The 25,305-nt window shown below is 31.8% G+C and carries 26 protein-coding genes, 1 pseudogene and 1 riboswitch; of the genes and pseudogenes, 6 read left to right on the forward strand and 21 right to left on the reverse strand.

Features of this window, described 5'->3' with window-relative positions; translation table 11 throughout:
- The 9 genes and pseudogenes from CD111_RS12785 to CD111_RS10465 form a co-directional block, all read right to left on the reverse strand.
- On the reverse strand, positions 1 to 198 hold a 198-nt coding region (locus CD111_RS12785; protein ID WP_240610510.1), incomplete at its 3' end, for an ECF transporter S component.
- Between the two features lie 79 nt (positions 199 to 277).
- Positions 278 to 410: riboswitch (FMN riboswitch) on the reverse strand.
- A gap of 76 nt (positions 411 to 486) precedes the next feature.
- On the reverse strand, positions 487 to 2,226 hold the full coding sequence (locus CD111_RS10430) for an ATP-binding protein (RefSeq protein ID WP_095087920.1): 1,740 nt from the start codon (positions 2,224 to 2,226) through the stop codon (positions 487 to 489).
- Positions 2,210 to 2,933 (reverse strand): annotated as a pseudogene (locus CD111_RS10435) (response regulator transcription factor). Before CD111_RS10435 ends, CD111_RS10430 begins: the two are co-directional and overlap by 17 nt.
- Positions 2,934 to 2,960: 27 nt before the next feature.
- Entirely contained in the window at positions 2,961 to 4,178 is a 1,218-nt protein-coding gene (gene ccsB, locus CD111_RS10440; RefSeq protein WP_095087918.1) for a c-type cytochrome biogenesis protein CcsB, read from the reverse strand.
- Entirely contained in the window at positions 4,171 to 5,814 is a 1,644-nt protein-coding gene (resB, locus tag CD111_RS10445) for a cytochrome c biogenesis protein ResB (RefSeq protein WP_095087916.1), read from the reverse strand. Before resB ends, ccsB begins: the two co-directional genes overlap by 8 nt.
- A gap of 12 nt (positions 5,815 to 5,826) precedes the next feature.
- Positions 5,827 to 6,363 (reverse strand): thiol-disulfide oxidoreductase ResA, encoded by a 537-nt coding sequence (resA, locus tag CD111_RS10450; RefSeq protein WP_095087914.1) that lies wholly within the window; start codon positions 6,361 to 6,363, stop codon positions 5,827 to 5,829.
- 114 nt (positions 6,364 to 6,477) lie between these two features.
- Complete coding sequence (locus CD111_RS10455) at positions 6,478 to 7,215, reverse strand: pseudouridine synthase (protein WP_095087912.1); 738 nt, start codon at positions 7,213 to 7,215, stop codon at positions 6,478 to 6,480.
- Positions 7,215 to 7,772 (reverse strand): SMC-Scp complex subunit ScpB, encoded by a 558-nt coding sequence (gene scpB, locus CD111_RS10460; RefSeq protein ID WP_095087910.1) that lies wholly within the window; start codon positions 7,770 to 7,772, stop codon positions 7,215 to 7,217. Before scpB ends, CD111_RS10455 begins: the two co-directional genes overlap by 1 nt.
- A complete protein-coding gene (locus CD111_RS10465; protein ID WP_095087908.1) occupies positions 7,759 to 8,493 on the reverse strand; it encodes a segregation and condensation protein A in 735 nt (244 codons plus the stop codon). Before CD111_RS10465 ends, scpB begins: the two co-directional genes overlap by 14 nt.
- Positions 8,494 to 8,589: 96 nt before the next feature.
- Between CD111_RS10465 and CD111_RS10470 the strand changes: the two genes are divergently transcribed.
- The gene (locus CD111_RS10470) at positions 8,590 to 9,093 is read left to right on the forward strand and encodes a DUF309 domain-containing protein (protein WP_095087906.1); all 504 of its coding nucleotides are present in this window, start codon (positions 8,590 to 8,592) and stop codon (positions 9,091 to 9,093) included.
- Positions 9,094 to 9,182: 89 nt separating this feature from the next.
- On the opposite strand, the gene xerD is transcribed toward CD111_RS10470, so the two are convergent.
- The 3 genes from xerD to CD111_RS10485 form a co-directional block, all read right to left on the reverse strand.
- A complete protein-coding gene (gene xerD / locus CD111_RS10475) occupies positions 9,183 to 10,091 on the reverse strand; it encodes a site-specific tyrosine recombinase XerD (protein ID WP_095087904.1) in 909 nt (302 codons plus the stop codon).
- Between the two features lie 94 nt (positions 10,092 to 10,185).
- Positions 10,186 to 10,626: a ferric iron uptake transcriptional regulator gene (fur, locus tag CD111_RS10480; protein ID WP_095087902.1), complete on the reverse strand. Its 441-nt coding sequence runs from the start codon at positions 10,624 to 10,626 to the stop codon at positions 10,186 to 10,188.
- A 101-nt stretch (positions 10,627 to 10,727) separates the two neighbouring features.
- Positions 10,728 to 11,270, reverse strand: a complete 543-nt coding sequence (locus CD111_RS10485; RefSeq protein WP_095087900.1) for an NUDIX hydrolase — start codon at positions 11,268 to 11,270, stop codon at positions 10,728 to 10,730.
- Between the two features lie 76 nt (positions 11,271 to 11,346).
- Here CD111_RS10485 and CD111_RS10490 point away from each other — a divergent pair, with 76 nt between their 5' ends.
- Positions 11,347 to 12,258 (forward strand): aldo/keto reductase, encoded by a 912-nt coding sequence (locus CD111_RS10490; RefSeq protein WP_095087898.1) that lies wholly within the window; start codon positions 11,347 to 11,349, stop codon positions 12,256 to 12,258.
- Positions 12,259 to 12,336: 78 nt separating this feature from the next.
- Here CD111_RS10490 and CD111_RS10495 read toward each other — a convergent pair whose 3' ends face one another.
- Positions 12,337 to 13,098 carry an SDR family NAD(P)-dependent oxidoreductase gene (locus CD111_RS10495; protein WP_095087896.1) on the reverse strand — a complete coding sequence of 254 codons (762 nt, stop codon included), beginning with the start codon at positions 13,096 to 13,098 and terminating at the stop codon, positions 12,337 to 12,339.
- 140 nt (positions 13,099 to 13,238) lie between these two features.
- On the opposite strand from CD111_RS10495, the gene proC reads away from it, so the two are divergent.
- On the forward strand, positions 13,239 to 14,054 hold the full coding sequence (gene proC / locus CD111_RS10500; protein ID WP_095087894.1) for a pyrroline-5-carboxylate reductase: 816 nt from the start codon (positions 13,239 to 13,241) through the stop codon (positions 14,052 to 14,054).
- A gap of 37 nt (positions 14,055 to 14,091) precedes the next feature.
- Here the strand turns inward: proC and rnz are convergent, their stop codons facing one another.
- A complete protein-coding gene (rnz, locus tag CD111_RS10505) occupies positions 14,092 to 15,009 on the reverse strand; it encodes a ribonuclease Z (protein ID WP_095087892.1) in 918 nt (305 codons plus the stop codon).
- Positions 15,010 to 15,198: 189 nt separating this feature from the next.
- On the opposite strand from rnz, the gene zwf reads away from it, so the two are divergent.
- Complete coding sequence (zwf, locus tag CD111_RS10510; RefSeq protein ID WP_371868702.1) at positions 15,199 to 16,689, forward strand: glucose-6-phosphate dehydrogenase; 1,491 nt, start codon at positions 15,199 to 15,201, stop codon at positions 16,687 to 16,689.
- A 28-nt stretch (positions 16,690 to 16,717) separates the two neighbouring features.
- Entirely contained in the window at positions 16,718 to 17,578 is an 861-nt protein-coding gene (locus tag CD111_RS10515; protein WP_095087890.1) for a helix-turn-helix domain-containing protein, read from the forward strand.
- Between the two features lie 70 nt (positions 17,579 to 17,648).
- On the opposite strand, the gene gndA is transcribed toward CD111_RS10515, so the two are convergent.
- Both gndA and CD111_RS10525 read right to left on the reverse strand, forming a co-directional pair.
- Positions 17,649 to 19,052, reverse strand: a complete 1,404-nt coding sequence (gene gndA / locus CD111_RS10520) for an NADP-dependent phosphogluconate dehydrogenase (protein WP_095087888.1) — start codon at positions 19,050 to 19,052, stop codon at positions 17,649 to 17,651.
- Between the two features lie 119 nt (positions 19,053 to 19,171).
- Positions 19,172 to 20,287 carry a M20/M25/M40 family metallo-hydrolase gene (locus CD111_RS10525; protein ID WP_095087886.1) on the reverse strand — a complete coding sequence of 372 codons (1,116 nt, stop codon included), beginning with the start codon at positions 20,285 to 20,287 and terminating at the stop codon, positions 19,172 to 19,174.
- A gap of 95 nt (positions 20,288 to 20,382) precedes the next feature.
- On the opposite strand from CD111_RS10525, the gene prli42 reads away from it, so the two are divergent.
- Positions 20,383 to 20,484: a stressosome-associated protein Prli42 gene (gene prli42, locus CD111_RS12555; protein ID WP_158245698.1), complete on the forward strand. Its 102-nt coding sequence runs from the start codon at positions 20,383 to 20,385 to the stop codon at positions 20,482 to 20,484.
- A gap of 36 nt (positions 20,485 to 20,520) precedes the next feature.
- Here the strand turns inward: prli42 and CD111_RS10530 are convergent, their stop codons facing one another.
- From CD111_RS10530 to CD111_RS10550, 5 genes are all read right to left on the reverse strand, one after another.
- Complete coding sequence (locus tag CD111_RS10530) at positions 20,521 to 21,507, reverse strand: aromatic acid exporter family protein (RefSeq protein ID WP_095087884.1); 987 nt, start codon at positions 21,505 to 21,507, stop codon at positions 20,521 to 20,523.
- 14 nt (positions 21,508 to 21,521) lie between these two features.
- Positions 21,522 to 21,959, reverse strand: coding sequence for a BrxA/BrxB family bacilliredoxin (locus CD111_RS10535; RefSeq protein ID WP_095087882.1), 438 nt, complete (start codon positions 21,957 to 21,959; stop codon positions 21,522 to 21,524).
- A 74-nt stretch (positions 21,960 to 22,033) separates the two neighbouring features.
- Positions 22,034 to 23,311 (reverse strand): dihydrolipoamide acetyltransferase family protein, encoded by a 1,278-nt coding sequence (locus tag CD111_RS10540; RefSeq protein ID WP_095087880.1) that lies wholly within the window; start codon positions 23,309 to 23,311, stop codon positions 22,034 to 22,036.
- 11 nt (positions 23,312 to 23,322) lie between these two features.
- Positions 23,323 to 24,306 (reverse strand): alpha-ketoacid dehydrogenase subunit beta, encoded by a 984-nt coding sequence (locus tag CD111_RS10545; protein ID WP_095087878.1) that lies wholly within the window; start codon positions 24,304 to 24,306, stop codon positions 23,323 to 23,325.
- Positions 24,299 to 25,297, reverse strand: a complete 999-nt coding sequence (locus tag CD111_RS10550) for a thiamine pyrophosphate-dependent dehydrogenase E1 component subunit alpha (RefSeq protein WP_095087877.1) — start codon at positions 25,295 to 25,297, stop codon at positions 24,299 to 24,301. The genes CD111_RS10545 and CD111_RS10550 overlap by 8 nt, the downstream gene beginning before the upstream one ends.
- Between the last annotated feature and the right edge of the window lie 8 nt (positions 25,298 to 25,305).

Consider the following 25,305-nt stretch of genomic DNA (forward strand, 5'->3'; position numbering starts at 1 on the left):
ATTTTTAAATAATGCGACTAGAATTCCTGAAACCGGTCCAAAAGCAAATGTAGCAATCAGTACAGGAATATCACTAAAGTCCATCGTTAAATACGGCGGAATTAGTGGTAAAGGAAATTTTAAAAACATTAAAATAAAGCTGATTGCGATTAACATACTAACCGTAAGTAATCGCTTTGTTTTGTTATGATTACTCATACAGACTCCTCCTATCCATCTCGTAAGAATAGGAGGAAAAGTAATCGTTAAATAAACCTAGACTAACTAGATTAATTTCCTCCATCTTCTCCCATCCAGACTTTAACTGTCGGCCTTAGATTTCCACTAAGTCAGCCAGTATATATTCAAAATATACTAGGTCGCGGGCTATAACCGCCGGTATGGAATTTCACCAAACCCCGAAGATGAATTTTATTTAATTTTATGATTCGAATAATATCTTAGCATAATACATTGGCTAATTCATCAAATAAACTCAAAATATTTTTATTTTGGCAAAGTAATGAAAAATGTTGTACCTTCACCTACGACACTATTTACGGAAATTGTTCCTTCATGTGAGTCGATTATTTTTTGAACGATGAATAGTCCTAAACCAGTACCATTCTTACCTCTTGTTCTGGATTGATCTACTTTATAAAACCTATTAAAGATTTGTTCTAGATGTTCTTTGGCAATACCTACACCAGTATCTCTAACGATAATAGAATTATATGTCGTATGACTATCATCAAAAATAACTTCGATTTGATCATCTTTATGTGTATATCTTATTGCATTATCAATTAAATTAGTCAGGACTTGTTCAATTCTATCGATATCACCATTCCAGTTATTTGATTTACCTGAATTCACTATAGATAAATGTAAACCATTTTCAATCGTTTGTGTTTTGAATTTAGTCTCGATTTTCTTAATGAATGCATCTAAATCAAATTGAGCGATGGTTACTTTAATACCTTCGGCATCCATTTTAGCTACTTCTAACAATTCATTTACAAGTCTACTGAGTCGTTTAGATTCATCTAAAACAATATATAGAAAATCATCAACGTCTTTCTTCTCTGTTACAACCCCATCAACTATTGCTTCTGTATAACCTTGTAGCATTGAAATAGGTGTTCGTAATTCATGTGACACACTTGCAATAAAATCTTTCTTCATTTGATCCATGTGATGTTCTTCTGTCATATCTCTAATAATTACAACGATACCTGAAGAGCCATCATTTTGAATACTATCAATATAAGTTGAAATAACTACATAATATTTATGTCCAACTTCATATTCATAAAACTTAGTATTTTTTTCTTTAAAAGTTGCATTTCTTTGATGAGAAAGTGTGATATTGTCATATTCTTTAACTTCATTTAAAAACGTATCCGCTTTTGAGTTTGATAATATGACTTCATTATTAGCATTAATGCCGACTACACCATCAATCATCGAGTTAATTAACTTTTCTTGAATATTATTCTTAGAATTAACATCATCTATATTCTTCCTAATATCTTTACTCATTTTATTAAATGCTAAACCAAGTTCGCCAATTTCATCACGCGAATAGACAGGTACTTTTTCATTATATTGTCCTTTAGCCACTTTAAATGCTGCTTGCTTAAGTTGTATAAGTGGTTTCGTAATTCGATTCGAAAGAAAGAATGCAAAAACGGTACTCACAATTAATAATATAATGGCAGCAATAAGTATACTAAGCGTAATCACTTTTTGTGTTTCTTTAATAGAATTAACATCTTGGAATATGAATATGCCAGAATTATTGTTGTTAAATGCCTGTGATGGATAACCTAATAATATATAACGGTGTTTATCGCCATTAACTGTCAAATTAATTTCTTTTAAAACATGTGTATCATCTTTAAATACTTTATCAAATGCATGATTCCTTCTAATCTCCTCAATCATGACCTCTTTTAAAGGATCATCTGAATGTGCGTTTAAATCGTGTTTATTTCGTATAATAATTAAACCTGCAGGATCTTCTATTAATTCTCTGGCATAGTCAATGACAGAATTTTTTTCATGAGAGTTGAGCAATAGTCGTTCTATTTTAGCAGCATTTTTATATAAATCTTCACCAGTATTAGAAGTATTATAAGATTGCATGAAAGTAATTAAGAATCCACTTAATAAAAGTAAAACTGTCGTTACTATTAAAATAATAGATAACCACAGTTTTACAACAACACTATTTAACCGGTTCATTATTCTGGAACCTCAAATTTATAACCAACGCCCCATACTGTATGAATCATTTGCGCTGCTTCTTCAGAAACTCTATTTAGCTTTTCACGTAACCTTTTAACATGTGTATCTACCGTTCTTAAATCTCCGTAAAATTCATAATGCCAAACTTCTTTTAGGAGTTGTTCACGGTCGAATACTTTGTCTGGTGATTTTGCTAAGTACAATAATAGCTCATACTCTTTTGGTGTTAAATTAACTTCTTTATGATCCGCCAAAACTCTATGTGCGTCATTATCAATTACTAGATTTTCAAATACAATCATATCTTTAGCGGTATTAGTTTGACTAATCGTCATGTTACTCGTTGTGCGTCTTAAAAGTGCTTTAACTCTTAACACAACTTCTCTAGGTGAAAATGGTTTCACGATATAGTCATCTGCACCTGACTCAAAACCTTCTACTCTATTATTTTCTTCACCTTTAGCTGTAAGCATAATAATAGGAGTTGATTTCGTTTCTCTTAATTTCTTACATACTTCTATTCCATCCATCTTAGGTAACATTAAGTCCAACAAAATACAGTCATAATTTTCATTTAATGCTTTATCTAAAGCTATTTGACCGTTTTCGGCTTCATCAGTTTCATAACCTTCTCTTTGGAGATACATTGTAACTAATTTACGAATTCTATCTTCATCATCTACAACTAAAATACGATCTGTCATTATCGCTTAACTCCTTTCAAGCAATTTTTAAGCATATGAGTGTAATCCGGATACGATTAAGTTAACGGCGATTACATTGAAAAGGATAATACCAAGTCCACCAACAGCTAACCAGGCTGACTTACGACCTTCCCATCCTTTACCTAACCTTAAGTGTAGAAAAATAGCATAATATAGGAATGTAATGAGTGCCCAAACTTCTTTAGGATCCCATCCCCAATATCTACTCCATGCCATTTGTGCCCAAATACTTGCAAATAAAATGCCGCCTAAAGCAAATAATGGGAAACCAATAATAACTGAACGATAACCTATTTCATCCATCAGAGATAAATTAACACGTTTAGTCAATGGTTTAATCAAACTAAATAAAGTTTTACCTTTAAATATTAACCTCAGTATACCATATAATACCGTTCCAATAACGATCGACCATATCACTGTATTGAATTTCTGTGCGTTTAGAACAGGTGGTAATTCGATTTTACTCCAACTTAATATATCATTTCTCTTAGTTGGTTCATAATCACTACCTTTAACGTGGTTTACTAGTATACTATCTTGTTGAGTGACAAATGCTGGTAAGTGATAATGTTGAACTGAATTGTTATCATTTTTATCTATAAAGAAATACGTATCATCATAACCAACAACATCTTTCATAATAACAGTAGTTAATATAAAACCTATTATAATCACGACAAAGTACATAATCACTTCAACAAAGAAACTATGTATCGTTTTTTCACTCGGACTAACTGCTGCCAATAAATAAATTAAACCGGCAACACAGCTAATTGAAAGAATTCCGTATGAAATGGTAACCGTGATGACATGTATAGCTAACCAACTCGATTGTAGTGCTGGAATTAATGGCGAAACATCTCTTGAGAACATACTTGCATATGCAATGAGTAACATTGCAATTGGAAGAACGAACAATGCCAATAGCGGTAATTTATATAATGAATAAATTACTAAAAATCCGCCAACCATCATGATTCCAAACATTGTTAAAAATTCATACATATTACTAACTGGTGCATGACCTGCAGCAATCCATCTTGTGATAAAATATGTTATCTGTAGAATGAATCCAAAAACAGTTAAAGTAACACCAATTTTTTCGGCACGTTTCTTTGTTGCTTTTACTGAAAAAGAAAAAGGTACCATAGCAATTAAATATATGATAAATGCTGAATACAAAGTTATATTACTTATGTTTAATATTAAATCCTTATCCATTGTTTGCCTCCTTACTTTCGTGAATATCTTTTTTTGTATCAACGATATGTTGAATATTATGCTTGTCTAAAATTTGGTTTATTTCCTTACTAAATCCGTAGTAGTTTTTATTCGTATGACCAGCAATATTAAATTTACCATCATTTGTATTAATCCATATTCTTCTATGATTAATATATGATCCTACTGCTAAACCTAGTAAGAAAATAATAAATCCAGTAAATAATATAGGTAAAGTTAAATCTTTTTTGACTGCAAGTACTGTAGCCCATTGATTTGTAGCATTAGCAAATTTAACTTCCATTTTATTATTTTTAGAAATATCTTGTGAGTCTTTTATTCTTAGAAAACTAAATTCAGGTTTTTCGCCTTTTTTAGTGACTTCAAAAACGAAAGCAGGATTGTTTGGATTTGGTGATTTTGTAGCTAAAACACCGTTTTCGATTTTTTCATAATCTGGTGCATAACTTCTTAAATTAATAGTATAGCCATTTCCAACATTGTATTTCTTCTTAGGGTTTTCAAGATTGACTGTAAATGGATTACCAACCTTGTCTCCATCTTTAGTTTTTAAATTAAATGTCATATCCTTCAGAAGTGAATTATCAAAACTACTTTGATAAAATTGTAAGTTTTCATATGTTAGCGGTTTGTTTACTTTAATAGACTTATGCGCAACTTCTTTTAAATTTGCACTTGAACCAATAACATCTTGTTGACTGTTCTTATATAAAGTTGCTTTTGTTTCATAGTTCTTTGCTATTTTGTTCATGCTTGGATCAATAGATTCTGGATTTGTGTTCGATTGAGATTTTTCATCATATTCTTCAAAAATAAAATCATTATTTTTAATATAATACTCTCTATCCGTGCCAGGAACTGGTTTAGTTTCGCCTTCTTTGACGTATACCATTTCGTCTAAATAAAAACCAGGTATGAATCTTAACATAGCACCTATTAATAATATAATTAAGCCCGTATGATTAATATATGGCCCGTATCTTGATAAACGACCTTTTTCTAATAATAAATTGTCACCTTCACGTTTTACTTTATACCGTTTTGCCTTAAATGATTTGCCTAATGCATCTAAATCAACTTTATCTTCAGATGACATGAACAGTCGTTGTCTTTTGAAGAAAGAATCATGTTTCTTAGTTCTTTGGTTTCTTAAAGATTTATGTAACGGAACGCCTCTATCAATACTAGATGTAATAATTGAAAATGCTACTAAACCTAGTAATATTAAGAACCACCATGAACTATATAAATTATGGAAACCTAATTTATAATATAACAACCCTAATGAACCGTAATGTTCAAAGTAATATTGTTCAGGGTTAACATTCATAGGAATAAAGTACTGTTGAGGGAATATCGTTCCAATTGAAGCAGCAATAACAGTTATGATTAACAACGTTACCCCTGTTTTAATTGAAGCAAAGAAATTCCAAATACGGTCTAGTAATGTTTTATTTTTAGTTTTTGAACGAATAGCCTGACCGTCATATCTCATGACATCAGTTGTTTTTTTCTTATCATAGTCGTCATTTATTAATCGACCACAATTCAAACAAAGTTGAGTACCTTCAGGATTTTTGAACCCGCACTCACAAACGATTTGTTTGTTGCTCATCTTAAATCCCCCCTATTTCACTTTAACTGATTCCATTTGTTCTATAATTTGTTTCTTAGATAATTCACCGGTGTGTTTAGCTTTTACTTTACCATCTTTATCAACTGTAATTGTAGTTGGTAATGGATTAACGCCATACGCATCTGTAACTAAATTATCATTGTCCATAGCAACGGTAAAAGTTGGTGATTTGTCCAGTGAACTTAAATATTGTTTTATTTGTTGAGGATTATTTCTAACATGAATTGCAACAACTTCAACGCCTTTATGTTTATATGTCTGATATTGTCTTTCTAATTCTGGCATTTCTCGTTTACAAGGTTCACACCAAGTCCCCCAAAAATTAATTAATACGCCTTTACCCTTCAAATCTTCAAGATTAATTTTCTTACCATCAACTGTTTCAAGTTCAAACAGTGGTGCATCGTCACCAACTTGTGCAACTTTGTCTTTATCTTTTGTAAGACTAGACCACACGACAAAAATAATAGCAAATAAAATGACGACAGTAATAACTATTTGTAAAATAGTCTTATTCTTTTTCTTCATGCATAATCCTCCTTAACACAATAAAAAAACCATACATTTGCTATGTTATGGTGTTTTGTTTAGTATATCATGACTAAAAATCAGTTTAGTGGCATAATTGTGAACGTTTGCAATTTATTTGCCGTCTTGAGCTAAGTGTCTCATGACTTTAATTTCATGTGGTGATAATGTTCTACCTTGACCTGCATTTAATCCTTTTAAGTTTAAAGGGCCGTATTCAACACGTGATAATTTCACAACTTCGTGACCAAAGTGGCTAAACATTCTTCTTACTTGTCGATTTCTTCCTTCAGTTATCGTGATTTCTACATGCGTTACATTTCTTTCGCGATCTTGACTTTTAACTTTAACAATTGCTGGTTGAGTCAATCCGTCTTCTAATTTGATACCTTTTTCAAGTTGTTTTACTTCTTCACGCAATAAATAGCCTTTTAATTTAGCTACATATTTCTTTTGGATTTTATACTTTGGATGTGTCATTAAGTTCGTAAATTCCCCATCATTCGTTAAAATGAGTAATCCAGAAGTGTCATAATCAAGTCGTCCAACTGGGAAAATTCTTGTCTTTATATCTTTGAAGAAATCTGTTACAACTGTTCTTCCTTTATCATCTGACACACTCGTAATAACTTTAGTCGGTTTATGGAAGAGAATATATAATTTGTTTGGCATTTCTAAAGGTATACCTTCCACAACAATATAATCTGATTCTCTAACTTTAGTTCCAAGTTCTGTTACTTGCTTTTGATTGACGTATACTTTACCTTCTTCGATTAATTTCTCGGCTTTTCTACGTGATGTATGCCCGCTCTTTGCAATAACTTTTTGTAATCTATCTAATTCTTCGCTCATTATTCATGCTCCTCATTTTGTTTTTCATTCATGCTACTAAAAAACAAATCCATTTCTTCTTGTTCATTTTCTTCGTTTGTTGATTTTGGTAAATCGTCTAATGATGAAAGTCCAAATACATTTAAAAAGTAATCAGTCGTATAAAGTAACTGACTTCTTGATTGTTCATTATGTTTGGATTCTACAACACCTTTAGCAATTAATGTTTTGACAGATGCGTCGGAATTAACGCCTCTAATTATTTCAATATCGCTTCTCGTTACAGGTTGATTATACGCAATGATAGATAATGTTTCTAGTGCAGCTTGTGATAATTTCGTATTCATATTATCTATCATTAATTGCTCTAAATATGGGTGCATTATCGGTTTAGCTGTTAATATGCAATTGTTACCATAAAAAATAATTTGCAACGTTTCTCTTTCATATTCACTTGCTAACGCTTTAAGCTGTGTAGGTGTTACTTCTAGTAAATCACATAATTGATTAACTTCAATCCCTTCATCACCTAAAGAATATAACAATCCTTCTAATAATCCTAATTTACTCACTGACATAATTTACGCCTCGATTTATAATTATTTCACCGAATTGATGTTTTTGAAAGACATCAATTTGTCTTAATTTCATCATTTCTAAAATTGCTAAAAATAGTGTAACCAACACGTTCGTCGATAAATCATTTGGTAACGTTTCGAAAAAACGATAACTTGATTGGTTTACTAATTGGGTATGTATATTGTTTGTTGCCATTTCTATCGTATATGAATCTTCATTGACGGTCACTTTTTGAGGTTGGTTAAATTTTTGTCGTTTCTTAGTACGTTGATATGCTATTATCAAGTCTGTCAAATTTAAATCTAACGGTGCTCGCTTGTCATAAACTTCTTCAAATTTAGATAAATCTGCAGGTTTTTTTACAAACAATTGCTCTCTTTCAATTTTTTTAGTATTAAGTAGGGAAGCATATTCTTTATAGTTTTGATATTCTATTAATTGCCTCACTAAATCTTCCCTAGGATCGTCTTCGAATTCATCAATTTCGGCTGGCTGAGTTGGTAGTAATAATTTACTTTTTATCATTAGTAATTCAGCGGCCATGACTAAATATTCACTTGCAACATTAATTTCAAGTATCTTCATTTGATGGATATAACTTAAATATTGCTCTGTTAGTGACTTCATTGGTATATCATAAATATCTATTTCATATTTTTGTATTAAATGAAGTAATAAGTCTAAAGGTCCTTCAAAGGCATCAAGTTTTACTTCATACATTTAAGACTTCCTCTTTTCTTTTCCTTTTGCGTGCATAAACCTTGGATTTATTATAACATGTTTACGTATTAAGATTCTATATTGTGAGGGATTACGATGAATACAAATATTATGGAATTCCATTATCATTTTCATGTATTAAGGCATTATTTTGAATGCCACGACATATTAGAAGATCACTGGAAAGCTCAAGATACTTATTCAAAGAATGATGCAATAGTAAGTTTGATATTATTCTCAACTGCTTGTTACCACTACAGACGTGATAATTTAGTAGGCGCACACAAAACTTATAAGAAAGCATTACAAATTGCAGAGAATAACCACGATTTCAACCACTTAGGCATTGAAAAGATGCAATTTATAACAATTATAAATACTCAAATTATGCGAATTCTTGATGGTCAAAAATACGAAAACATTCAACTGCCTTTAACAATTTCTTGTTTACAAGCTTTAGAAACGACATATGCTGATTTCGAATTCAATTATAGTTTGGATGTTTCAGACTATATTAAACATCATCATTTAATGAGAGACCGTACTGAAGTGATAGAAAGTCGTAAACACGCATATCATATTCGACATTCTAAGCAATAAATAACCAGTAAGCCAATCCCCATAAAATGATAAACGTTACTAAAAACGCAAGTGTTTTATATTTGTTTTTTTCGTTATTCTGTTTTTTGTTATTCATTGTAATGCTCCTTCTTTGCTCTTGGATGATAATTCATATACATGTCTCTAATTTGTTTTCTAGAGATATGTGTGTATAGCTGGGTTGTTGATATATCCGAATGACCTAACATTTCTTGTACTGCTCTTAAGTCAGCACCATTTTCTAGTAAATGTGTCGCAAACGAATGTCTTAAAGTATGCGGAGTTAACGTTTTCGTGATACCTTTTTCTAACCCTATTTTCTTTAAAATTTTCCAAAAACCTTGTCTCGAAAGACTGCCACCTCTGGCATTCAAAAACAATACATCAGTTACTTCTTTCTTTAATAAGTTTGGTCTTACTTCTTGAATATAATGACGTAATATATTCATTAACTGTTCACCTAAAGGTACGATTCTTTCTTTATTTCCTTTTCCAAATACTCGAACAAATCCCATCGTCAAATTGACATCTTCAACTTTAAGTTGGATTAATTCCGATACGCGTACGCCTGTCCCATATAGCAACTCCAACATGACGCGGTCTCGCTCGTCCCGATAATTCGTAATATGTGAAAATGTTAATAGCTGATTCACTTCATCTTCACTTAAAACGTCAGGTAATTTTTGCTCGTATTTAGGTGTTTCAATTAGAATTGTTGGATCTTTAACAGCGTATTTTTCTCTAATCGCAAATTGATGAAAGCTCCTAATCGTTGCAGCTAATCTGGCAATAGATTTGGATGACTTTCCTTCCTTTTTAAGATGAGCAAAATATTTTTGAATTACGATGCGATCAACATTATCTATATGACTCACTTTCTGTTCTGTAAGGTATTCGTTATATTGTTTTAAATCTCGATTATATGATTGAATCGTATTTGGACTTAGACCTTTTTCTAGCCTTATAAAATCTATAAATTCATTTATTATTTGCTGCAAAAAATCACCTCATTATTAATCATATTTTACCATAAAAAAAGACATCACTAAAATTAGTATAAAACTTCATTTAGTAAAGTCTATTTTGAATATCTTATTCCTCACGGCATCTATGACAAATTCCATGAAATGTTAATCGATGGTCTAAAATTTTAAAATTAAATTCTCTTTCAACACGCTTTTCTACATCGTCTAATAAATCTTCTTCTATTTCATCAACTGTGCCACATTCCATACAAACCATGTGGTGATGAAAGTGTTTTGCACCTTCTTTTCTTAAATCAAATCGTGCAACACCGTCTCCGAAGTTGATTTTGTCTACAACTTTCAATTCTGCTAATAATTCAAGTGTACGATAAACAGTCGCTAAGCCTATCTCAGGTGCCTTGTCTTTAACTTTAAGATAAACATCTTCAGCACTTAAATGATCAGATTCATTCTCAAGTAACACTCTTACCGTCGCTTCTCTTTGTGGCGTTAATTTATAAGAAGCTTTGTGTAATTGTTCTTTTACTCTTTGTATACGTTCTTCCAAGTTGACACCTACTTCCTCAAATAAAACTCATTCTTAATTAGAAACTTATTCGTATACTAAAATACCAATATTTTTATTAAAAAGCAAGAAGAAATGCTCCTTTATTTAGAATGATTATAATTTAGCAATAAATATTGAAATGCGATTAATGTTTTTGCATCTTCAATGTGCCCAGAAGAAACGCGTCTCTTTACCTCATCAATACTTAATTTCTTGATATTTAAAAATTCATCTTCGTCTAAATCCGCTTTTCCTTCTTTCAAATTATTAGCGAAGTAGATACTTATTTTCTCATTTGCAAAACCTGGACAGCCATATACTTCACCAATTAGTGTTAAATCTTCAGTATAATATCCAGTTTCTTCTTCTAATTCTCTAATCGCAGCACTTTCTCTTTTTTCACCAACTTCAAGTTTACCTGCTGGAATTTCTATTAATGTATGTTCTAAAGCTTTTCTAAATTGTTCAACAACTATGACTTCATTATTAGGTGTTAATGCGAGTATCGAAACTGCACCATTATGTAGTACGATTTCCCTTTCACTCGTTTCACCATTAGGAAGTTTTACTTTGTGTTTTTCAAGGTTAATAATTTTACCTTTATATATTACTTCTTTTGATATTGTATCTTCTGATAATTTCACTTGAGTGTACCTCTTTTCATTTTAATAATTTATCTGATAAACTTAATATATAAAGTGTAGCGAAAGGAGCTTTAATATGCAAAAAAATACATTAAAAAGTGGACTTGAGATTTCTGAAGTCGGTTTAGGATGCATGAGTTTAGGTACTAATATTGATAAAGCTCAACCTATCGTTGAAGAAGCAATAAATCAAGGTATTACTTACTTTGATACTGCGGATTTATATGATTTTGGCGAAAATGAAAAATTACTTGGTACAATTTTAAAACAATATAAACAGAACCACAATATTGTTATTGGTTCAAAAGTTGGTAATCACTTTAATAAGGAAACTAAAGAAAAGTATTGGGATCCATCTAAAGAGCATATTATATCAAGCATAAAAGACTCGCTTCTTAGACTTAACCTAGAACAACTTGATTTATATATGTTGCATGGCGGTACTATTGAAGATAATAAAGACGAAACGATAGAAGCATTTGAAAGACTTAAAGAAGAAGGATTAATTAAAGCTTACGGCATTTCATCAATTAGACCTAATGTTATCGATTATTATTTGAATAACAGTAATATTGAAACTATTATGATGCAATTTAGCCTATTAGATAATAGACCAGAATCACTTATAAACAAAATCGAAGAACAAGGCGTAAAAATATTGGCGAGAGGCCCTGTTTCTAAAGGTTTATTAACAGATAATCATCAAACAGTTCTTGATAATAAATTTAAAGATGGCTTCTTAGATTACAATAGTAATGACTTGGAAAGTACAATCAAAAAATTAGACCAAGCATTTGAAAGTTTATCTACGTTAACATTTAATTATTTAAAATCATTCGATGCCCTTGGCTCAATTATTACAGGTGCTAGCTCACCAGAACAAATTATTTCAAACGTAAAACATTACAATGAACCCTTAACAGATGAGCAATTGAATCATGCACGTTCTATAGTTAAAAATTTAGAATTTAAAGATCACTTAATTTAATCTCACCAGATCATAGTTAATCTACGTAAACAACCTAGGACATAAATGAATAGTCCTAGGTTGTTTATTTGTACCCATTTATAGTTTTTTACTTAAAAATGATTTTTTAAATAACTTCTCTATTGTTCTAGGTGCTAATTGGTAAAATCTTAGACCTAAATCCATCCACTTTGGTTCATTAATTTCAATTTTCTTCTTAATGATGCCTTTTACAATTTGATCTCCTAAATCATTCACATCTAATTGTATTTGTTCAGTTAATCGTTGAAAAGTTCCTGACGGATCGGCTTTAGTATGAAATTCAGATTTAAATGGTCCTGGGTTAATCGTTAGTATATGCAAATCTTCACGTTCAAGTCTAAGTGAATTAGTAAAACTTATAAGTGCGGCTTTAGATGCAGCATAATGACTACCATATGGCGTTGTAACTTTTCCTGAAATGGATGCAATATTAACGACAGATGCATGTCGGTTAAGGAATGGCAAAACAATATTTAACAACTCAATCAGATTTACTAGATTAGTGTTATAAATATCTTTGATTTCAGCGTTAGAATGTTGTTCATTACTCTTGAAATATCCTAAACCCGCATTATTAATTATCCCATCAAACTTAGCATGTTCGCTCAGTTTATCTCTTACATATTTATGATTTATTTCAGAATTTAAATCCAATAATATGACATCAATGATATTAGCGTATTTGTTTTGTAGTAGTGTTGCTTTTTCTTCATTTCGTACAACAATAGTCACAAATGCTCCACATTCATTTAAAGAACGAATTAAACTTTCACCTAAAGAACCGGTTGCACCTGTAATGATATAATGTTTACCTAGCATATGTATCCATCCCTTTAATTAATATATTTAATGTAACATATCTTCATCGTTCATGACGAAATATGTTCACAACCTTTTTGACATAAAGATTTAATTCTTTATAATTAAATATGAAATCATACGGAAGTGAGTGATACAATATGAAAATCGTATTTTACGGTTCTGGAAACATGGCAAATGCTATTTTTACAGGCATTATTAATAGTGAGTCTGTAGCGCCAGAAAATATTTATTTAACAAACAAATCAAATCAAGAAGCACTTGAAGATTATCATGATGCTTTAGGTGTAAGTTATAGTTATGATGATGCTGAGTTATTGAAAGATGCGGATTATGTATTCTTAAGTACTAAGCCTTATGACTTTCTGAAGTTAGCTGAAAGAATAAGACCTTATATTAATGACAATAATAAGTTTATATCGATAATGGCAGGTCTTCCTATAAGTTATATTAGAGAAAATCTACAAAAGGATAACCCAATAGCGAGAATTATGCCAAATACAAATGCACATGTTGGCCATTCAGTCACAGGCATTAGTTTTTCAACAAACTTTGGACCTACTTCGAAACAAGAAGTACTTACACTAATTGAAGCATTTGGTACTGCCTTAGAAGTGAAAGAAGATCATTTACATCAAGTTACAGCAATTACAGGCAGTGGCCCTGCATTTTTATACCATGTATTTGAGCAATACGTAAATGCAGGTACTAAACTAGGTATCGAAAAATCTCAAGTAGAAGAATCTATTAAAGAACTTATAATAGGAACAGGCAAAATGATAGAACGATCTGATTTAAAAATGGAACAACTCAGAAAAAATATTACATCTAAAGGTGGTACGACACAAGCAGGTTTAAATGCTTTAAGTAACCACGATATAGAGGCTGTATTCTTAGATTGTTTAAATGCAGCAGTTAAAAGAAGTATCGAACTTGCAGAAACAGAAGATGATTAAACAATAAGAAGCCACACCACTTTGGTGAGGCTTCTTATTATATTTGGAAATTATCATAATCTTTAACAAACTTTATGTCTTGTGTTGTTGTTTGTTGTATATCATGTTCAATTTCATTTACTTCTTCTAATTCATATCGATTTGAAAGATGTGTAAACAATCCTTTTTTTACATTTGCATTCTTCATCAATTGAAGCACATCATCTATATGACTATGATGATAAGAATTGGCTAACTGTTTGTCACCTTCAATATATGTTGTCTCATGGACAATTAGGTCAGCATTATGTGCTAATATTGCTTGATTTTCACATATCATTGTATCTCCAAATATCGTAATGACTTTTCCTTTTTGTTTAGATCCTTTAAAGTTTTTAGATTGGTAAATTTGACCATTATATTCAAATGTTTCATCTGCTTTAACTTTTTGATAAAGTGGTCCTGGTTCCATACCTAATGCTTTAAGTTTAGCAACATCTAACTTCCCTTCAATATCAGGTGCTTCAATCCTATAACCTACAGATAATATCCCATGTTTAAGTGGAAGTGCTTGAACGTGAAATCCATTTATATTTAAATTGATTTCTGTATCAAATTCGTTTATTGTCATTTGATAATTTAAATTTGATTGAGAAATCTCCAAAGCAGTTTCTATAAATTTGGCGATTCCTTTTGGTCCAATAATAGTTAGCGGTTTATCTTTACCGCCTTGGAAAGAGCGACTCGTTAATAATCCCGGCAAACCAAATATATGATCGCCATGTAAATGGGTTATAAATATATGACTCACTTTACCTAATTTAATACCAGTATGAAGTACTCTATGTTGAGTTGCTTCACCAACATCAAATAACCAAATTTGATTTTCATATGGTAAGCAATTAAAGGCAATCGATTGCGTATTTCTTTCTTTAGTTGGTAAGCCGGCACTTGTGCCTAAAAATGTTAATTCCATCGTCTTCCTCCTTACGAAATTATTATAACACGTTCAATTTATATAATTATCAAAATAAAAAAATTAATCCCTATTTCCTCGATGGATTTACATTTTATGAAAATGACAGTTTAAATTAAAGAATATCAAGAAGTATCATGTTATAATAAATGATATTGAAAATAGTGAAAAAGTTAGAGAATCGAGGTAATGAATTTGACAACGGAAACTAAAAACATCCCATGTTTAATCACAATATTTGGGGCTACTGGTGATTTAAGTCATCGTAAACTATTCCCATCTATTTTCCATTTATATCAACAAAACCAACTTAATGAGAACATTGCAATTATAGGCGTTGGTAGAAGAGATTGGACTACTGACAAATTTAGATCTGAAATTAAATCCTCAGTAGAAAAACATGTCCAAGATACAGACAAACTAGATGAATTTATGGAACATGTTTTTTATCAATCACATGATGTCAGTGATGCTTCAAGTTACCAAGATTTGCTAGAGTTTTCAGAAGATCTTGATTCTAAATTCAAACTAGATGGTAACCGTTTATTTTATTTAGCTATGGCACCACAATTTTTTGGTACTGTGACAGATTTCTTGAAATCTTCTGGATTAACGAAGACAAAAGGATTTAAACGACTAATCATTGAAAAACCTTTCGGAAATGACTTAGCGTCTGCCGAAGAATTAAATAAACAAATTAGAAGATCATTCAAAGAAGAAGAGATTTTCCGTATAGACCATTATTTAGGTAAAGACATGGTACAAAATATCGAAGTACTAAGATTTGCTAACGCTATGTTTGAACCTCTATGGAATAACAAATATATTTCTAACGTCCAAGTTACTTCATCTGAAATTTTAGGTGTTGAAGATCGTGGTGGATACTATGAAAATAGCGGTGCATTAAAGGATATGTTCCAAAACCATATGCTACAAATGGTCGCGTTACTAGCAATGGAACCACCTATCAGTTTAAATAGCGAAGATGTAAGAAATGAAAAAGTAAAAGTATTACGCTCAATTAGACCACTAGATGAATCTGAAGTTAAACAGAATTTTGTTAGAGGACAATATGATCGCGGTAAGATCGAAGGCGAAGAAGTTAAGAGCTATCGTGAAGAAGATAAAGTAGCTGAAGATTCAAATACACCTACATTTGTTGCAGGTAAACTTTTAATTGATAATTTCAGATGGGCTGGTGTACCTTTCTTCATTAGAACTGGGAAAAGAATGAAGAAGAAAGGTATCCAAGTTATCGTTGAATTTAAAGAAGTCCCAATGAACTTATATTATCAAAGAGATAATCAGTTAGAATCTAATTTACTCGTTATTAACATTCAACCAAATGAAGGATTGTCGTTGCATTTAAATGCTAAAAAACATGTACAAGGTATTGAAACAGAACCTGTGCAATTATCATATTCTATGAGTGCTCAAGACAAGATGAATACTGTAGATGCGTATGAAAATTTAATTTATGATTGTCTAAAAGGCGATTCGACAAACTTTACACATTGGGAAGAATTAAAAGCGACATGGAAATATGTGGATATCATTCAAAATGTATGGGATGATGATAAAGCACCATTCCCTAATTATAGAGCTGGCACAAATGGACCTATTAAGAGTCAATTACTGTTGTCAGTTGACGGATTTAAATGGTGGGACGATATTAACTAATCTTTCTACCTACAGGAGTGACTGAACATTGGAAGTAATTAAAGTACTACAAAGAGTGATTGTTTACATAGAAGATAATCTACTAAATACAGTAGACCTTCAAACACTAAGTGAATATGTAGAACAATCCCCTTTTCATTTGAATCAAACATTTACCATGATAATTGGTATGACGCCATCCGAATATCAAACTGCAAGAAGGATGACGGAAGCAGCACAAGATATATTAAATGGACATACAAGGATCATTGATATCGCACTTAAATATGGATACAATGATGCAAATTCATTTGCACATGATTACAGTAATTATCATGGAATTAGTCCACTACAAACGAAAACACATCAATCCATGTTAAAAATTAAAAAAAGAGTATCTATTAAATTAACTGCTACAGAAACAGAACCATTAAATTACACATTACAATATAAAGATGAACTTAATTTAGTAGGTAAAAATCATCATTATCATTCAAATGAACTAGATAATCATTTTTTAATTCCTGATTTATTAGAAATGTTGATTGAAAATAATTATATAGAAGACTTTATTAAATATAATGATGAAAAACCAAATCAATTATTTGTAATAAGAAGACCATTGTTAGATGGATTAGAAGTATTTGTTGGCGTACCTAGTAATCGTTATCCAGGTCATCTAGATAATTATTACTTACCACGACACCACTTCGCAACTTTTAACTTACAAGGAGAATTAGATTTCGTTGTAAGTGAAGCATGGCATCATATAGAAAACCAATGGCAATTAAAGATGCCATATGTACATGATGACTTCTATGTAGAGGTATATCCACTTGATATAAGTTTCGATCAAGAAACGACTAAAGTACAGCTTTGGATGCCGATAGATTTCAAAGGTATTGATTAATCCTAAAACACTTATAAACCAAGTAAAAAAGCACAACTTGTTAATATGCAAGTTGTGCTTTTTTGATATATTATTTTGCCCACTCTGTATGGAAAATACCTTCTTTGTCTTTACGCTCATAAGTATGTGCACCGAAATAATCACGTTGTGCTTGAATTAAATTCGCTGGTAAGTTTTCTGAACGATAACTATCGAAATAATTGATTGCAGATGAAAATCCTGGTGTAGCTATTCCAGCTTTAATTGCTGTAGCTGCAACTTCTCTTAATGAACCTTGGTAGTTGCTCACGATATCTTTGAAATAAGGATCTAATAACAGATTAGTTAAGTTCTTATCATTGTCATAAGCATCTTTGATTTTTTGTAAGAATTGTGCACGTATAATACACCCTTCTCTCCAAATCATAGCTAATTCGCCTAATTTAAGATTCCATTCATTAACTTCACTTGCAGTTTTCATTTGAGCAAATCCTTGTGCATAACTACAAATTTTACTCATGTATAATGCTTGTCTAATTTGTTCTAAGAAAGCTTCTTTATCACCATCAAATTGTGTTACTTCAGGATTAAATGTCTTGCTTGCTACAGTTCTTTCATCTTTATATGAAGAAATAAATCTAGCAAACACTGATTCTGTAATAATAGTTAATGGTACTCCTAAATCAAGTGCATTTATTGATGTCCATTTACCAGTTCCTTTTTGACCAGCTTTATCCATAATTTTTTCAACTAATGGTGTGCCGTCTTCATCTAGCTTGTTGAAGATGTCTCCAGTGATTTCGATTAAATAACTTTCTAATTCACCAGTGTTCCATGATTTAAATGTTTCAGCAATTTCAGTATGATCCATACCTAATACACGCTTCATTAAATCGTAACTTTCAGCTATCAATTGCATGTCTGCATATTCAATACCATTGTGTACCATTTTAACGTAATGACCTGCTCCACCTGGACCAACATAAGTTACACATGGTGCGCCATCTTTTGCTTTAGCTGATATACTTTCTAAGATTGGTGCTACTAATTCGTATGCATGTTTCTGTCCACCTGGCATGATTGAAGGACCTGTTAAAGCACCTTCCTCACCGCCAGATACACCTGTACCGATGAAGTTTATTCCACTTTCGTCTAAATATTGATTTCTACGAATCGTATCTAAATAGTTTGTATTACCACCATCAATTAGAATATCACCTTTATCAAGTAATGGTAATAAACTATCAATTGTCTTATCTGTTGCTTCTCCAGCTTTAACCATAAGTAAAATTTTACGTGGTTTTTCTAAAGAATTCACAAATTCTTCGATTGAATAATTTGGATGTATATTTTTGCCTTTAGATTCTTCAACCATTAGGTCTACTTTTTCTTTAGAACGGTTATATACTGATACTGAGTATCCTCGTGATTCGATATTCCAAGCCAAGTTTTTACCCATTACAGCTAAACCTACTACACCTATTTGTTGTGTCATGAAATTAACCTCACTTTTTATCATTTTCTAGTTCATTTTAACACATTTCTTATTAATATCCTTCTAATTAAGAAGCTATTTTATTGAAATTACAAATGAATACGTTTACATCTTATAAATTATGCTAATTCTGAAATAGCTATAATTTGTTCGGTTATTTTATTTAATTCTACAATAGGCATACGTTCATTTTTAGTGTGTATATATTCATACCCTACACCTAACACGACAGTTGGAATTCCAAAACCACTTATAATATTTCCATCAGATCCGCCACCTAGTTTAACTAAGTCTGCTGCTCTTCCGATTTTTTCTGATGCTTTAACAGCTAATTGTACAACTTCATCTTCAGAACTTAAATTGAAGCTTGGGTACATTACTTGAACGTTTACTTCAGCCGTACAATTATATTCTTCTGCTGTTTTTTCAAATGCTTCTTTCATATGTGAAACTTGTTTTGCCATCTTGTCGTCATTTAAAGAACGTGCTTCTGCAAGGATATAAACATGGTCACTTACTATGTTTGTTGCAGTACCTCCTTCAAATCTACCGATGTTAGCAGTCGTTTCTTCGTCTATTCTACCTAAACTCATATGACTTATTGCTTTAGCAGCGATGTTAATAGCTGATACGCCTTTTTCTGGCTCTAAACCAGCATGTGCTGTTTTTCCTTTAATTATCGTTTCTATTTTAGCTTGTGTTGGTGCAGCAACAACTGTTGTACCTACTTTACCTGGTCCATCAATTGCATAACCGAATTTAGCTTTAATATCTTCTGGGTTTAATGCCTTAGCACCAACTAGACCAGTTTCTTCTCCAACTGTAATGATAAACTGAATATCTCCATGGCTGATATTGTCTTCTTTCATTACTTGAATAGCCTCTATGATAGCTGCTAATCCTGCTTTATCATCAGAACCTAATATTGTTTCACCGTTAGAATAAATATATCCATCCTCACGTATTTCAGGTTGAATATTATTTCCTGGTGTTACAGTATCCATATGGCTAGTAAAATAGATTGGTGTTTTCGTAGTATCTTGACCTTCTAATGTACATATTAAGTTTCCTGCTCCATAACCTGTTTGTGAAGCAGAATCGTCTTCTTTAACTTGTACTCCTAATTCAGAAAATTTTTGTATTAATAAATCAGCAATATTTCTTTCGTTTTTTGATTCAGAATCAACTTTTACTAATTCTATAAAAGTATTAATCAAACGCTCTTCGTTAATCATATAAGTCCCTCGTTTCATTTATTTAAATCTCTCATAATCTAGTGTATAATAGTTGATAAATATATACAAAATTATTGTTCAAAGAGAGGGTTCATATGTTAAACAAGAAAGTCCGCAAAATAATCATCATTGTGATGCTAGTTGCAATTGTTGCATCCATGATATTATCTGGCATTTTACCATTCTTACTTTCATAAAGTAATTTCAAAACAAAGCACTGACCATATAAATGATCAGTGCTTTGTTTTTTTATCTTTAACTAAACTTCCAAATTGTGATTTGATTAATAAATATTCTTCAACTTCATTTAACAATTGAAATACGGATGCTATGCTTTCAAGTTGTTCGTGTGTTTTTGGTAAGTCTATATTTTTAAGTTTTAATTTAATTTCATATAAATCATGGAGCCTTATAAGTGAATAATCATTACTTTGTACATTTTGTGAAACGTCTAATAGCAATTTACTACATAAATAATGCGCATGCCCGGTTTGTTGCATAGATTCTATTAATTTTTTCATTCTAATTAATAACGTAAGCTGTTCTTCACGCATATCAAAATAATGATAGTAAGAATTTTCATTTCTGACAAAATGATTTTTCACTTCTCTAAATGCAAATGATTTAGCATTCTCTATCTTGTTCGCAACTTCATCAAACGAAGGACAATTTATCGGTTTATTTGGATGTAGTAAGCATTCACTAAATATAAATGTTATTAATATAAAATCATCTTCAATCATACGTTTATATTGATTTAATTTATTATCTAAACTTGGCATAAACATATTCATGAGTAAAGCAATTCCTATACCAACAATTAACAATAAGACTTCGTTAATGATTAAATCAAAATCAATTGCTTTTGCCAAAAATAAATGTAATATAATAACACAACTCGTTACAATACCTTCTTGGATACCAAATGTCACCGTAAGGGGTATAAATAACAGAACCATTATTCCTAAAATTAAAGGATTATGTCCAAATAATATAAATGCTGATGATGCCATTAAAATGGCCATCAAACATGCTAAAAATCTATATATTGCTGCTTCCATAGAATGTACTCTTGTATCTTTAACACAAAGCACTACTAATATTGCACTAGAAGCATAGTTATCTAATCCTATTAATTTAGAAAGGATGACAGCAATTGTCATCCCTAAGGCAGTTTTTAACGTTCTATAACCTATTTTATATGGTCTTATACGCATCATTAAAGTTCAGTCCTTTAAATGTTGTCACAATGTTCTTCGAATAACGCTTGAATGTTTGTGATAACACTCATAGGATCATGACCTTCAATTTCATGTCTTTCTATCATTTTTACAATTTTTCCATCTTTAAGGAAAGCAAATGCAGGGCTTGATGGTGGATACCCTTCAAAGTAATCTCTAGCAGTTTCTGTAGCTTCTTTATCTTGGCCTGCAAAAACCGTTACTAACTGATCAGGTAATTTATCATAATGTAATGCATGTTGTGCAGCTGGTCTAGCAATTCCACCAGCACATCCACAAACAGAGTTTACCATAACGAAAGTTGTACCTGGTTTATTGAATGTTTCATTTACTTCTTCTTTAGTTGTTAGCTGCTTATAACCTGCATTTTCTATTTCGTTTCTAGCTGAGTTTACTACGTCGTTCATATATAAATTAAAATCCATTTCCATAAAAAAAGCCTCCTGTAATAGTAGATAATACTATTTTACAGGAGATTTAATTTTAAAACAATGAGAAGCGGTTATTAATAAATTGAAGTGTTTTCAATTGTCATACTTTGAAGTCTTTCTTTCACAAATTTCAAGAACTCTCCAGCTAGTTGTCCATCAAGAATTCTATGATCAATTGAAAGTGATAAATTCACCATATCACGTATACCTATCATATCATTTACTACTATAGGTCTTTTTACAATTGATTCAACTTGTAATATAGCTGCCTGTGGATGATTAATAATACCCATCGATGACACAGAGCCAAATGAACCTGTATTATTCACTGTAAATGTTCCACCTTGCATGTCTTGTGATGTTAATTTATGCTGTCTTCCTCTAGTTGCTAGATCATTTATTTCTTTCGCAATACCTTTAATAGATTTATCATCTGCATTTTTAATGACTGGAACATAAAGTTTATCTTCGCTTGCAACAGCAATTGAGATATTAACTTCTTTATGAATTTTAATTTCGTCACCAGTCCATGTACTATTTAACATTGGATATTTTTTAAGGCCTTCCGCTACTGCTTTAACGAAAAATGCAAAGAAAGTTAAATTATATCCTTCACTCTTCTTAAATGCAGTTTTATGATGTTGTCTCGTTTTAACTAAATCCGTCGCATCTACTTCAACCATCATCCAAGCATGTGGGATTTCAGTTACGCTTTGAACCATTTTATTAGCAATCGCTTTTCTAACGCCATTAACAGGTATTGAATCTCCTGTAATATTTGGATTACTTTGAACTACTTGTTCAGCATCTGATGATTTAGAAAGAGTTGCTATGTCGCTATCTTCTTTGATTACATTATCATTCGATGTTCCTTCTTCCATTGCACGAAGGATATCTTTTTTAGTTACACGTCCAAGATTCCCTGTACCCGTAACATTTTCAAGGTCAATACCATTTTCACTTGCCAATTTAAATACGACTGGCGAATATTGACCATTGTTTTTACGTCCGTTTGATTGAGGTGTTTGAACAGTATTATTTTCTTCTTGAGATACGCCAGTTTGAGAGGTAGTCGCTGTTTCGTTTGTATCTTCTTGATTATCACTTGAATCAGTTTCACCTTCAACGTCCATTTTACAAATGACCGTACCTACATCAACAGTTTCACCTGCTGCAACGACGATTTCTTTAATTGTTCCAGTAAAAGTAGAAGGTACTTCAGCTGTAACCTTATCAGTAATAACCTCACAAAGTGCATCATATTCTTCAATCTTATCACCTGGTTTAACTAACCATTGTTCTATTGTGCCTTCATGTACACTTTCACCGAGTTTCGGCATTTTTACGTCCATGTTTTACCCTCCTAAAATTCAGCTAAAGCTCTCATTTTTTGTTCGATTTTCTCTGGGTTCATCATAAAGAAGTCTTCCATCGGCGGTGAGAATGGCATAGCAGGAACATCTGGTCCAGCTAATCTAGCAATTGGCGCATCTAAATCAAACAAGCAATGTTCTGCGATTATAGCTGATACTTCACTCATGACGCTTCCTTCTAAATTATCTTCTGTGACTAATAATACTTTTCCAGTCTTCTTAGCACGTTCAATAATTGTTTCTTTATCCAATGGATATAATGATCTTAAATCGACGACTTCAACGTCAATATCATCCGTTGCTAATATTTCAGCTGCTTGTAATGCATAATTGACACATAATCCATAAGTAAACACTGTAATGTCTGTACCTTCACGTTTAACATCTGCTTTATCTAATGGAACAGTATAATATTCTTCAGGAACTTCTTCCTTTAGAAGTCTATACGCTTTCTTATGTTCAAAATATAATACAGGATCATTATCTTCAATTGCTGCAAGCAGCAATCCTTTTGCGTCATATGGATTTGAAGGAATCACGACTCTTAATCCAGGTGTCGAACAAAAAATACTCTCGATACTTTGTGAATGATATAAAGCACCATGAATCCCTCCACCGAAAGGACTTCTTATCGTTAGTGGACAATCCCAGTCGTTATTGGATCTGTATCTCACTTTCGCTGCTTCATTAATGATTTGATTCGTTGCCGGTAATATATACTCTGCAAATTGAATTTCAGCGACAGGTCTTTTTCCAAGCATTGCGGCACCTATTGATGCCCCCACAATATTAGATTCTGCTAGTGGTGAATCTATTACTCTACCTTCACCATATTTACTGTGTAAGTTTTTAGTAGCTCCGAATACGCCACCTTTTAAACCTACATCTTCACCTATTACAAATACACTGTCATCTTTATTCATCGCTTGGTCCATAGCTTGATTGATCGCATCAAGATAAGATAATTTAGGCATTTGATTCGCCTCCTTGATCATAAACATGTGTTAATGTTTCTTCTGGTAATGGGTATGGAGCTTTTTCAGCATTTTTCGTTGCTGTATTAATTTCTTGTTTAACTTCATTTTCTAATTCTGCAAACCAAGTTTCATTTGCTATTTCATGCTCAACTAAATATTCCTTAAATTTAATATTGCAGTCATTTTCTTTTTCTAATTTCATTTCTTCAGCTGGACGATAATTATCATCATCGTCTGATGAATGCGGTGTTAGTCTACTACACAATGCTTCTATCAATGTAGGGCCTTCACCATTGATTGCTCTTTCACGAGCGCGCTTAACAGCCTCATAAACAGCGATTGGATCATTTCCATCTACTTGTTCACCAAATGCACCATATCCTTGTGCTCTAACTGATAAATCATCTGTTGCATATTGCAAATGACTTGGTACTGAAATAGCATATTTATTATTTTCAATGATACAAATAAACGGTAATTTATGAACGCCAGCAAAATTCATAGCCTCATGGAAATCTCCTTGACTCGTGCTTCCTTCACCAAGTGTAGCAAGGGCAATGCTTTTTTTGCCATCCATTTTTAAAGATAAACTTGCACCAACAGCATGTAACACTTGTGTTGTTACACAAGAACCTTGCGTTAAAATACCGATTTCTTTTTTGCTAAAATGAGAAGGCATTTGTTTTCCACCGCTTGAAGTGTCACCTTGTTTAGCAAATGCTGCTAACATAGATTCTTCTGCAGATATACCTCTTGCAGTTACTAAAGCTAAATCTCTGTAGTATGGAGATAGAATATCCTCTTTCTCAAGAGCATAATATGTACCAATCTGTGTTGCTTCTTGTCCTTGACAACTAATAACAAAAGGTAATTTCCCTGCCCTATTTAATAGCCACATTCTTTCATCTATTTTTCTACCTAAAAACATCCATTTATAAATTTCTTTTAAATCCTCTTTCGTCAATCCGACAGTTTTATAATCTAACATGTCATCTC

The organism is Mammaliicoccus stepanovicii, assembly GCF_002902525.1.
Lineage (GTDB): Bacteria > Bacillota > Bacilli > Staphylococcales > Staphylococcaceae > Mammaliicoccus > Mammaliicoccus stepanovicii.

Coding starts and splice junctions, on each gene's coding strand:
- CD111_RS10430 (WP_095087920.1), bottom strand. CDS start 2,226: ATGAACCGGTTAAATAGTGTTGTTGTAAAACTGTGGTTATCTATTATT.
- ccsB (WP_095087918.1), bottom strand. CDS start 4,178: ATGGATAAGGATTTAATATTAAACATAAGTAATATAACTTTGTATTCA.
- resB (WP_095087916.1), bottom strand. CDS start 5,814: ATGAGCAACAAACAAATCGTTTGTGAGTGCGGGTTCAAAAATCCTGAA.
- resA (WP_095087914.1), bottom strand. CDS start 6,363: ATGAAGAAAAAGAATAAGACTATTTTACAAATAGTTATTACTGTCGTC.
- CD111_RS10455 (WP_095087912.1), bottom strand. CDS start 7,215: ATGAGCGAAGAATTAGATAGATTACAAAAAGTTATTGCAAAGAGCGGG.
- scpB (WP_095087910.1), bottom strand. CDS start 7,772: ATGTCAGTGAGTAAATTAGGATTATTAGAAGGATTGTTATATTCTTTA.
- CD111_RS10465 (WP_095087908.1), bottom strand. CDS start 8,493: ATGTATGAAGTAAAACTTGATGCCTTTGAAGGACCTTTAGACTTATTA.
- CD111_RS10470 (WP_095087906.1), top strand. CDS start 8,590: ATGAATACAAATATTATGGAATTCCATTATCATTTTCATGTATTAAGG.
- CD111_RS10490 (WP_095087898.1), top strand. CDS start 11,347: ATGCAAAAAAATACATTAAAAAGTGGACTTGAGATTTCTGAAGTCGGT.
- CD111_RS10495 (WP_095087896.1), bottom strand. CDS start 13,098: ATGCTAGGTAAACATTATATCATTACAGGTGCAACCGGTTCTTTAGGT.
- proC (WP_095087894.1), top strand. CDS start 13,239: ATGAAAATCGTATTTTACGGTTCTGGAAACATGGCAAATGCTATTTTT.
- rnz (WP_095087892.1), bottom strand. CDS start 15,009: ATGGAATTAACATTTTTAGGCACAAGTGCCGGCTTACCAACTAAAGAA.
- zwf (WP_371868702.1), top strand. CDS start 15,199: ATGAATTTGACAACGGAAACTAAAAACATCCCATGTTTAATCACAATA.
- gndA (WP_095087888.1), bottom strand. CDS start 19,052: ATGACACAACAAATAGGTGTAGTAGGTTTAGCTGTAATGGGTAAAAAC.
- CD111_RS10525 (WP_095087886.1), bottom strand. CDS start 20,287: ATGATTAACGAAGAGCGTTTGATTAATACTTTTATAGAATTAGTAAAA.
- prli42 (WP_158245698.1), top strand. CDS start 20,383: ATGTTAAACAAGAAAGTCCGCAAAATAATCATCATTGTGATGCTAGTT.
- CD111_RS10530 (WP_095087884.1), bottom strand. CDS start 21,507: ATGATGCGTATAAGACCATATAAAATAGGTTATAGAACGTTAAAAACT.
- CD111_RS10535 (WP_095087882.1), bottom strand. CDS start 21,959: ATGGAAATGGATTTTAATTTATATATGAACGACGTAGTAAACTCAGCT.
- CD111_RS10540 (WP_095087880.1), bottom strand. CDS start 23,311: ATGGACGTAAAAATGCCGAAACTCGGTGAAAGTGTACATGAAGGCACA.
- CD111_RS10545 (WP_095087878.1), bottom strand. CDS start 24,306: ATGCCTAAATTATCTTATCTTGATGCGATCAATCAAGCTATGGACCAA.
- CD111_RS10550 (WP_095087877.1), bottom strand. CDS start 25,297: ATGTTAGATTATAAAACTGTCGGATTGACGAAAGAGGATTTAAAAGAA.